At 50.1% G+C, this 10180-nt stretch carries 8 protein-coding genes and 1 pseudogene; 8 read left to right on the plus strand and 1 reads right to left on the minus strand.

Features of this window, described 5'->3' with window-relative positions:
• The coding region (locus ACESLU_RS07470; protein WP_372637322.1) for an APC family permease at positions 1 to 1826 on the minus strand (1826 nt) is incomplete at its 3' end.
• A gap of 336 nt (positions 1827 to 2162) precedes the next feature.
• Here ACESLU_RS07470 and ACESLU_RS07475 point away from each other — a divergent pair.
• The 8 genes and pseudogenes from ACESLU_RS07475 to ACESLU_RS07510 all read left to right on the plus strand — a co-directional run.
• On the plus strand, positions 2163 to 3404 hold the full coding sequence (locus tag ACESLU_RS07475; protein WP_372637325.1) for a M48 family metallopeptidase: 1242 nt from the start codon (positions 2163 to 2165) through the stop codon (positions 3402 to 3404).
• Positions 3405 to 3532: 128 nt separating this feature from the next.
• Positions 3533 to 4651 carry a PLP-dependent aspartate aminotransferase family protein gene (locus tag ACESLU_RS07480; protein WP_372637327.1) on the plus strand — a complete coding sequence of 373 codons (1119 nt, stop codon included), beginning with the start codon at positions 3533 to 3535 and terminating at the stop codon, positions 4649 to 4651.
• A 303-nt stretch (positions 4652 to 4954) separates the two neighbouring features.
• Positions 4955 to 5443 carry a DUF411 domain-containing protein gene (locus ACESLU_RS07485; protein WP_372637329.1) on the plus strand — a complete coding sequence of 163 codons (489 nt, stop codon included), beginning with the start codon at positions 4955 to 4957 and terminating at the stop codon, positions 5441 to 5443.
• 21 nt (positions 5444 to 5464) lie between these two features.
• Positions 5465 to 6046, plus strand: coding sequence for a TlpA disulfide reductase family protein (locus ACESLU_RS07490; RefSeq protein ID WP_372637331.1), 582 nt, complete (start codon positions 5465 to 5467; stop codon positions 6044 to 6046).
• Positions 6047 to 6208: 162 nt separating this feature from the next.
• Positions 6209 to 8041, plus strand: coding sequence for a 2-oxoglutarate dehydrogenase, E2 component, dihydrolipoamide succinyltransferase (gene sucB / locus ACESLU_RS07495; protein WP_372637334.1), 1833 nt, complete (start codon positions 6209 to 6211; stop codon positions 8039 to 8041).
• An 80-nt stretch (positions 8042 to 8121) separates the two neighbouring features.
• Positions 8122 to 8970: a pantoate--beta-alanine ligase gene (panC, locus tag ACESLU_RS07500; RefSeq protein ID WP_372637336.1), complete on the plus strand. Its 849-nt coding sequence runs from the start codon at positions 8122 to 8124 to the stop codon at positions 8968 to 8970.
• Positions 8971 to 8978: 8 nt separating this feature from the next.
• Complete coding sequence (gene panD / locus ACESLU_RS07505) at positions 8979 to 9404, plus strand: aspartate 1-decarboxylase (protein WP_372637339.1); 426 nt, start codon at positions 8979 to 8981, stop codon at positions 9402 to 9404.
• 592 nt (positions 9405 to 9996) lie between these two features.
• A pseudogene (locus ACESLU_RS07510) lies at positions 9997 to 10180 on the plus strand (RND transporter); the annotation flags it as partial.

The raw sequence follows: 10180 nt of genomic DNA on the forward strand, positions 1-10180 counted from the left end.
TGGACAATGCGCTGAACCGGCGAATTGTAAATACGTCCCACGCTAAAGCCTCCCTGCCAGCCCATCAGCAGCATATCTGCTCCGCGCTTTTGCGTTTCTGAAATGATGGCACCAAATGCGTCATGGGCTGCTTCAGTAACGGATCGAAAATCAGTGTTCACAAGAACCTCACGATATTCCTGCTGGACATGTTGCGTTTTTCCAGCCTCCTGCTCAAGAATAGCGTCGATTTTACGCTGTATAGAGGGTCGCTGCTCCAATTTTTCACGAATGGTAGAAATAGGCGTCTGGTAGGGAACGTGAATAATATGCATTCCCTCCACAATACCGGACTTGTTTTTTCCGGTGGCTATGTATTGAGCAAGCTTCAGTAAATCTGTTTCATGCTCGGGATTTGCCAGCGCTGTAACCAAATGACGGGGCTTGTTGGTATTAAGGGGACGTTTAGTCGGGATCCATTCCTCCACTTCTTCCGCTTCGGCTTTTTCCGTTGGCAGGCGGAAGAGACTCCAGCCGTGTTCCTGCCATCGCTCTTTGAATAATGGGATTGCATGGTCAATAGAAACTTTTTGACGTCCCCATATTACATACCAGGCAAGGCTTACAACAATCAGAATAACGATGGCAATTTGTGCAAAAGGACCCGAATATAGGATGACCCCCAGACAACCGGTGGCTGCTATAAGCTGTCCGTATGGATTTGCCGGTGTGCGGTAGCTGGGTTTGTACCAATCCGGATTGGCCGCACGCAATACAACGCAGCCAATATTAAGTGCAGCATAGCTGTATAATTGCAAAACACTGGCAATTTTAGCGAGATCCTCGAGACTCTCTATCAGTAAAAAGCCAAGGGCCAAAATCCCCGTAAGCAGGATTGCCCGGTAAGGCGTGAGCAGTTTTTCGTGAATTTTACTAAGCCATTTTGGTACCATCCGATCGCGTGCCATGGCAAGATTGATCCGGGAAGAGGCCATAATGCTGGCATTAGCGGATGATAATGTAGCAAGTAGTCCTGCAAAAATAATGGCTACACCACCAAATCCTCCCAACATTTGCCGGGCGGCTGTTGTCAGGGGGTCTCTTACTTCGCGAATAGTTGACTGCGGAAAGATACCTGCTATAACCAAAAGGATAACCACATACAAAACAGTAACGAGAGCAACCGATCCAATGAGCGCACGCGGCAGATTCTTGGAAGGCTCTTTTATTTCCTCGGCGACGGCGGCAATCTTCACAAAACCCAAAAAAGAGACAAATACCAGTGCCGTGGTAGCATAGACAGGCTCAAAGCCCAGTGGAAAAAAAGGATTGAGGTTGGCCGTTTCGATGTTGAAAAAGCCGAAAAAACTAAATCCTCCCAGAATAACAAACAGGGTGAGAACGATAACCACTTGCGTTCGACCCGATTCTTTCGCTCCAATGATGTTGAGAATGATCAGCAGAAGTCCACCGAATACCGCTCCCCAGAAGGGAGTCAGAGGTAAAAATTGACTCAGGTATTCTCCCAGTCCAAAGAGATAAAAGGAAATGGCAAATGTGAGGCTTAACCAAATTCCCACCCCGGAAATAGCCCCAAAGGCAGGTCCCAGTGAACGGGAGACAAAAAAGTAGTCGCCGCCGGAAGTCGGCATACCGGTAGCCAGTTCAGCAGCACTGGATGCGGTAATGATACATATAAATCCGGCAATCAGATATGAAAATATTGCTGCCGGACCGGTTAGTTCCAATGCTACACCTGCGAGAAGAAAGATGCCGGCGCCAATCATGGTTCCCGCCCCGATAGTCAGGGCGTCCCAAAAGCCAAGTTCGCGGCGTAAATCTGCCATAAGTAGCGTTTGTTAAACAGAGTTAGAAACAAAGTGCGAAATTACAAATTTATTGACAGAACCCAACATGTTAAATAAAGATACATTTAAAGATCATTGGCAACTTCCGTAACTTTGGGCTTTGAAAATGATTGATAATTTGGGTTATTATATGGCTTCCGTAAGCGAGCGGCTGATGGAACGGAAAACGGCCCGGAACAGTTAGTCCGCTGCAATACCAGTGATTACGACGGTTGGGATGCGGCGGCATGTATGATGGAGGAAACGGCGGATGAAAACATTTGAATACTGTTTGGCGTCCTCCCGAACTTGTACACAAAAGTTAGCTGATTTACCATGAATATCTTTGCGGTTATTATCCTGGCCACGCTGGCCATCGATTTTGTACTCAACCTGGTGGCCGATTATTACAACCTCCGGTCACTGGACGAGGGACTGCCCGGCGAGTTCAGCGATGTGTATGATGAGGAGACCTACGCGCAGTCGCAGGCCTATACGAAAGAGCGGACCAAATTTGGGATTCTCACCTCGGCCTTTAACCTGGTACTGTTGCTGGGGTTCTGGTTTGCCGGGGGGTTTAACTGGCTGGACGAGATCGTACGCGGCTGGGAGCTGGGTGTTATCTGGACCGGGCTGGCATATATCGGGCTCTTGATTCTTGCCAAAAGCGTTCTGTCGCTGCCCTTCAGTATTTACTCCACCTTTGTCATTGAGGAAAAATACGGCTTCAACAAAACGACGCCCAGGACGTTTGTGATGGATCTGTTGAAAGGCCTCGCGCTGGGGGTTGTGCTCGGGGGACCGCTGCTGGCGGGCATCCTGGCGTTCTTCACTTTTATAGACCAGTATGCCTGGCTGTATGCGTGGGGAGCGGTGACCGCATTTACGCTTTTTGTGCAGTTTGTGGCCCCGACCTGGATTATGCCCATATTCAATGATTTTGAACCGCTGGAGGAGGGCGATCTGCGCCGGAAAATCCGCAGCTATGCCGACAAAGTGAACTTTGCCATGGAGGGGGTATATGTGATGGATGGTTCCAAGCGGAGCAGTAAATCCAACGCCTTCTTTACGGGATTCGGCAAGAATAAACGGATCGCCCTTTACGATACGCTCATTGACAATCATACCGAGGATGAACTGGTGGCGGTACTGGCCCATGAAATCGGTCACTATAAAAAGAAGCACATTATTAAAAATATGGGCATCAGCATCCTGCAGACCGGCATTATGTTCTTCCTGCTTTCGGTATTCCTCAACTCCCGGGGATTGTTCGATGCTTTTTATATGGAACAGATGTCGGTGTATGCCGGACTCATTTTCTTTGGCATGCTCTACGCTCCCATTGATATGATCGTCTCGGTCTTTATGCAGGTGCTTTCGCGCAAATACGAGTTCGAGGCGGATGCATTTGCTTCCTCTACCTACCGGAGACAACCGATGATCAATGCCCTGAAAAAGCTGTCCAGGGATAACCTTTCGAACCTGACGCCCCATCCGTTCTATGTGTTTTTGAACTATTCGCATCCTCCGGTACTGCAGCGGATTAAAGCGATCAGGGGCGGTGATTCGTATAATTGAAAAATGGTGTTTGAAGAAGATATCCGTTGTGTTTACTCTTGTTAAGTTGGTGGGAACAAAAATTGAAATCTTCTGAAACCTGTCTTGGCCTTTGAATTAGAATATTACACATAGAACCAAATTGTATTATGCATAAAGAAACAGAAGCCATTCACGCCGCAATGGACGTCGCCAACGACACGGTTGATATCGTACCGCCGGTCCACCGGTCCACCGTGTATGAAATAGATAAAGAAGGTCGCTCGGAAGGTGATTGGCACTATACGCGGCTTGAAAATCCCAACCGGGTGCAGTGGGAACATGTATTAAAGGTATTGGAAGAGGGCGAAGCGGCGGCCGCATTTTCTTCCGGGGTAGCAGCCGCATCAGCAGTACTACGGTCCCTCTCTCCGGGCGACCACATCATTATTCCCCGTGATGTGTACGCCGGAAACCGCAGGCTGGTTAATGAGCTAATGAAGCCGTGGGGACTTCAGGCCGACTTTATCGATATGACTGATTTGGAGAATATCCAAAACCATATCAATGAACATACTCGCCTCATCTGGGTGGAAACGCCCTCCAACCCCATGATGAACATCATGGATATTGAGGCCATAAGTACCCTGGCACGCGACAGGGACGTCATTGTGTGTGTAGACAACACCTGGCCAACCCCGGTTAATCAGCTGCCGCTGAAGCTGGGGGCCGACCTGGTGGTGCACTCGACCACCAAGTATTTTGGAGGCCACAGCGATATTTTAGGCGGCGCGGTGGTGGCCAGGGAAAAAGGTCCGCTGTTCGATAAAATCCGGCTTATTCAACAGATAGGGGGCGCCGTACCCTCCCCGGACGACTGCTGGATGCTGGCCCGCAGCACCCGAACGCTCTCCTACCGGATGCGCGGTCACAACGAAAATGCCAAGGCGCTGGCTCGCTTTCTGGAAGATCACAGCCGGGTGAACAACGTGTTTTATCCCGGACTGGCTTCTAACGGGGGACACGAAATAGCCCGGAAACAGATGAGCGGGTATGGAGGGATGATCTCTTTTCTGATCGACGGCGACCGGGGCCAGGCCATGGATACTGTTGGCAGAGCCCGGCTTATCAGTCGCGCTACCAGCCTCGGCGGCGTCGAGACGACCTGGGAGCACCGGCGCAGCAGCGAGGGCGCCGGTTCCGAGACCCCGGAGAACCTGATTCGCATCAGTGTGGGACTGGAGCATCACGAGGACCTGCTGGAGGACCTGGAACGCGCGCTGGGTTAGCTGGCATTGGCCAGGTGAATGCCTGAATTTCCTCCAATATTTCCGGAACCGATAATTCCTATTTTCATCTTGGTTACCTATACTTAAATGTTCATTCATGTTTATTGCCTGGTAGAACGTTCATTATTGTACGGTCGTTCTTTGTATGAAGGGTCTTACGAGGTCAGCCCGCATAAATACGGTAGTTTAGGTGTGCAGGCCGGGTCTTTTTTTGCAGAATAAAGCGCCTATTTTGGAGTTCTAATCGACCGGAAGAATCCTTATCTTTCCTCTAACCATTATCATGAATCAATTCCGTTTTTTATGAAACCCACCCGCTTTTTTGCCTATGCCGCCGCCATTGTTCTCATTGCCGCCGGCGCGATCTGGTATATTATCGATAACTATTATGAACAGCAGTCCGCAATGCAGGCACAGAGTGCGGACGAGGTCGTGATGTATAAAAATCCCGGATGCGAGTGCTGTACGGCCTGGGGTGACCACATGGAGGAAGCCGGTTTTACGGTTACCGAGAAGCCCACCGATCAAATAGCAGGCATAAAAGCCGATTTGGGGGTCCCCTATAATATGGGCTCCTGCCATACCGCGCTTGTGGATGGGTACGTGGTAGAGGGACACGTGCCGGTGAAAGAGGTCAAAAAGCTGCTGGAGGAACGTCCCGATGCCATTGGATTAGCAGTACCCGGGATGCCGGTCGGTTCGCCGGGCATGGAGCAGGGGAACCGGACCGACCCGTACGATGTCATCCTTTTTGACGGGCAGGGAACCCGGGATACCTATGCGAGTTATTAAAAAAGCAGAATAGGATTTCTCATGATGCTCCGGAAAGTAAAAACAGGTTTTTTAATGGCGCTGGTCGTACTGGTGGGATGGAGCTGTGCCTCCGACCAGCCGGATCAAAACAGGTCAGATTCAAAACCCACAGAAACCGCTCCCCGGCTGGACCCTTACTCCGCCCCGTTATATCCTGCCCAGAACAAGGCGGAGGCCAAAGATTTCAGCGTACAACTGTTGGGTGGGGAGACTTTTCAGCTGTCACAGCAGAAGGGCAACGTAGTGCTCCTGAATATTTGGGCCACCTGGTGCGCTCCCTGCCACGAAGAAACCCCTGAGTTTGTCGATCTCTATTCCGAATACCGTGATCAGGGACTTGAAATTCTGGGCGTTTCTATTGACGAGCAGGGCCGGTCGGTAGTGGATCCTTTTTTAGAAAAATACGAGGTAAACTATCCGGTTGTTATCGATGATGGCACGATTATGGACAAATACGGTCCGACGATGGGAGTCCCCACCACCTATATTATCGATAAGGAGGGAAGCCTTCGCTATTTTGCCGTCGGTGCCGTGACAATCAAGGAGCTTGAGCCACGCATTCAAGAGCTTTTGAAGGAGTAGTGCTAATGCCAAATGTACGCATACTGGATACAGTATCATGTTGCATCTATTTTGATCTAATCGCATTTATTAAGATCTTTGAGGCTGCTGAATGAACGCTGAAGGTGGTTTCTTTGTAAATAAATTTCTATCTGAATTTTTAACGATTTAATCTGACTAACGATGGCCCGAGTGGAAGTAGAAATGCCCCAGATGGGGGAATCCGTGATGGAAGGAACGGTGATAGAATGGAGTAAGAATATTGGGGACAGCGTGGAAGAAGATGAGACGCTACTCGAAATTGCGACTGACAAGGTGGATACGGAAGTCCCTTCGCCGCAGGCCGGCATTCTCGTTGAGATTTTAGCTGAAGAGGATGAGACGATCGAAGTGGGCCAGGTTATCGCAGTCATCGAAACGGATACAGAGGCGGCTGAGGAAGCCATTGCGAATGATGGATCGGATGAGGAAGAGATGGAGGTAGAGGCAGAGCAGGTAGATCAGCCGGAAGCCGAAGAGACGGAAGAAGCGGCTGAGGATGAGCGCGAGGCTTCTCCAGAAGCTGATGAGCAGGAAAGTGAAGGTGCAGATCGGCAGGAAGATGAAGATGCAGCCGGTGAAGAAGAAGGCGAGCGGGTTGAGGTACAGATGCCCCAGATGGGAGAATCCGTGATGGAAGGGACGGTGATAGAGTGGATCAAGAATGTGGGCGACCCCGTGGAAGAAGATGAGGCTCTCCTCGAAATTGCGACCGACAAGGTAGATACGGAAGTTCCTTCGCCCCAGGCCGGAACGCTTGTTGAGATTTTAGCTGAAGAGGGCGATACCATTGAAGTGGGACAAACGATCGCTGTTATTGCGACCGGAAAGGCTGCTTCAGCAGCCGGTTCGGACAAGAAAACGACGGATGGGAAAGAGGCGGCTCCGCGGAAATCTGCTGCCGCAACGGAGGATGCTGCAGGCGGGGCACCGCCGGAAGGAGATGGAACGGAGCCGCAGCGTATCGGAAGCGACGGTCGCTTCTACTCTCCGCTGGTGCGCTCTATCGCGAAAGAGGAAGGCATTTCGCAGGAAGAGCTTGAGACGATCGAAGGATCGGGTCAAGGGGGACGGGTTTCCAAGGAGGATATCATGGACTACCTTGAAAAACGGAAGTCGGGCGAGGTTGGGCAGCCTGCAAAAGCAGGTGAGGAGGAATCGGGCAAGCCTGCGGCCCGGCAGAAACAGGCTCCCGTAGAGGGACAACAGCGTTCTATTTCAGCGGGCGAGCTGGATATACAGCGTCCCTCACAAAATGTTGAAACGATCAAGATGGATCGTATGCGCAAGACCATTGCCAGGCATATGATCCGGTCGAAGCAGACGTCCGCTCACGTAACAACGTTCTCGGAAGTGGATGTGACAAAGCTGGTCCGCTGGCGCGAAGAACATAAAGCGGAGTTTAAGGAGCGCGCCGGGGTTAAACTGACCTATACGCCGCTTTTTATAGAAAAAATCATCCAGGCGATTCGCGAATTCCCATTGATTAACAGTTCGGTGGATACCGAGAATGATCAAATCCTGTTGAAGAAGGATATCAACTTCGGTCTGGCCGTTGCGCTGGGTGAAGGAGGCAAAGGAGGCTTGATCGTGCCGGTCATAAAACACGCCCAGGAGAAGAACCTGGTCGGTCTGGCCAATGCGGTCTATGACCTTGCCGTGAAGGCCCGGAATAAAAATTTGAGTCCCGACGACCTGGTAGGCGGCACCATCACGCTGACAAACTATGGGAGTGTGGGCAACCTGATGGGAACTCCGATCATCAACCAGCCCCAGGTAGCGATTATAGGAACAGGGACGATTGAAAAGCGTCCCGTGGTCCGGGAGACGGAGGAGGGGGATGTGATTGCCATCCGGCATATGATGTATCTCTCCATGAGTTACGATCATCGCATTATAGACGGCGCGCACGGCGGGGCTTTCCTGAATCGCGTAAAACAGCTGCTGGAAGACTTCGACCCCGATCGGGCCGTATAACCCGGCAGGAAAACGAAGAATGATCTTGATTCTGCAGAGTTTGGCTGCATTAAAATGCTGCTTTTATCCCTCGTAAATATATGGAAGCAATACGGCACATTGATGAGATCCGTCAGACGGTGGATAAGCTTAAAAAACAGGGTAAAACAGTGGGGTTCGTGCCCACGATGGGGGCCCTGCACGAGGGACACCTGTCACTGTTTCGCCTTGCGCAGCAGCGGGCGGATGAGGTGATTGTTTCCATTTATGTGAATCCCGAGCAATTTGGTCCCGGCGAAGATTTTGATGAGTATCCCCGGTCCCTTGACGAGGACCTTGCCCTCTGTAGTGAAGAAGGGATTGCGGCGGTCTTTGTGCCGACCGACGATGTCATGTACCCGGGCAAACGGTTTTTGCGCATTGAGGTGGATGAGCTGAATGACCATATGGACGGGAAGTCGCGCCCCGGTTTCTTTGAAGGTATCCTGCTGGTCGTCAACAAGTTGTTCAATATCGTGAAGCCGGATATTGCTGTTTTTGGCCAGAAAGACATTCAGCAGTTTCGCATCCTGGAGCAGATGGTTACGGAGTTTAACCATGATGTGGAATTGATCATGGGGCCCATAAAACGGGCAAACGACGGACTGGCGATGAGTAGTCGCAATGCTTATTTAAAGGAGGATCAGCGAAGGCGGGCCCCCGGCCTGTATCGCTCACTGCGCTACGTAAAGCAGCAGATTTTGGATGGGGCGACAAATATTGGGTTGCTGTTGGATCACCAGAAAAAGGAATTGGAAGCAAAAGGGTTTGAAATTGATTATCTTGAGGTGTTTTCCTTTGATCGAGTGGCCCCGGCAGGCGAGGTTACATCCGGGAACAAATATATTCTGGCCGGAGCTGTTTATCTTGGAGAAACACGGTTAATAGACAATCTTATTGTTGAGACATAAGCACGATCATGAAAGTTACGATGTTCAAATCAAAGCTGCATCAAATGAAGGTCACGGAAGCGAATCTTCATTACGAGGGCAGTATAACGATTGATTCCGACCTGCTGGATGAGGCCGGCATCCTGCCCTATGAAAAGGTGCAAGTGGTTAATATTACCAACGGCGCACGCCTTGAAACCTATACCATTCCCGGGGAGGCCGGCTCGCGGGTGTGTTGCCTGAACGGGGCCGCCGCACGGAGGACGCAGGTAGGCGACCGCATTATCGTGATAGCCTATGCGGATATGTCGCCGGAAGAAGCGGAACGATTCAGGCCCAGGGTGGTAATTGTAGATGAACACAACGATCCCAAAACCATTGTTAACGAAACGGAGTATGCGACAAAGTACGATCCCGAATCGGGGTTGATGGACAATACGGTGGTCGACGAATAATCGCCGGCCGCTTTTATCATAGCTTTTCCCTGTAGTACACAGCGGACCTCCTTTCGCCTTTTTCCCGCCTTAAGCCACTGACCCGTATTTCTCACTAAGATGTATGGTGTATTGTGGTAACCATATGATACAGATAAATTTCTATCAATTTTTGAGAAAAAAAATTATAACAGCGTGTGACATACTGCGAAGGTTGTCCGTCAGCGGCGTTGAAGATAAAAATAGCGTGCCGGGCGCAGGGGGTACGTCTCCGCTGCTATTTTTCCTTCGCCTTGCTGAAGTACAAATTTCCTGGTGAGGTAATCCGGGTTAAACCGCAGGATTTTCCCTTTGCAGCGTGGCATCCGCTTGCAAGCAGCGCGCTCCCAAAGAGCGAGATCGGATACATAAAAAAAATGTAAAACTTTTGTAAATAGATTTCGTATGACTACATGGCTTTCTTTTTTGACGTATCATAGTAATTGTTGATAAGGTACTATTGAGATAATAAGCGGTACCATCTTCAGAATTGATTCAATATGAGTTGGTATATTCGTTGGCGGGTATGTTCTCTAATCACATTTTATGAGCTTACAAGGCAAAAAAATACAGCATGGCTTTTTTAGAAAATAAAAAATATCTCTTTTGGGGTGGTGCAATAGCACTGCTGTTTATCTTTTGGTTTGCATTCGGAAGTGAATCCAGTGAAGCACCGGCGATTTTTACTTCACCTGAGCAGGGGACATTTGAAATTAATGTGACGACCACGGGAGAACTGCAGGCTAAAAATTCCACGA

Source organism: Fodinibius sp. (assembly GCF_041642155.1).
In the GTDB taxonomy this organism is placed as follows: Bacteria; Bacteroidota; Rhodothermia; order Balneolales; family Balneolaceae; genus Fodinibius.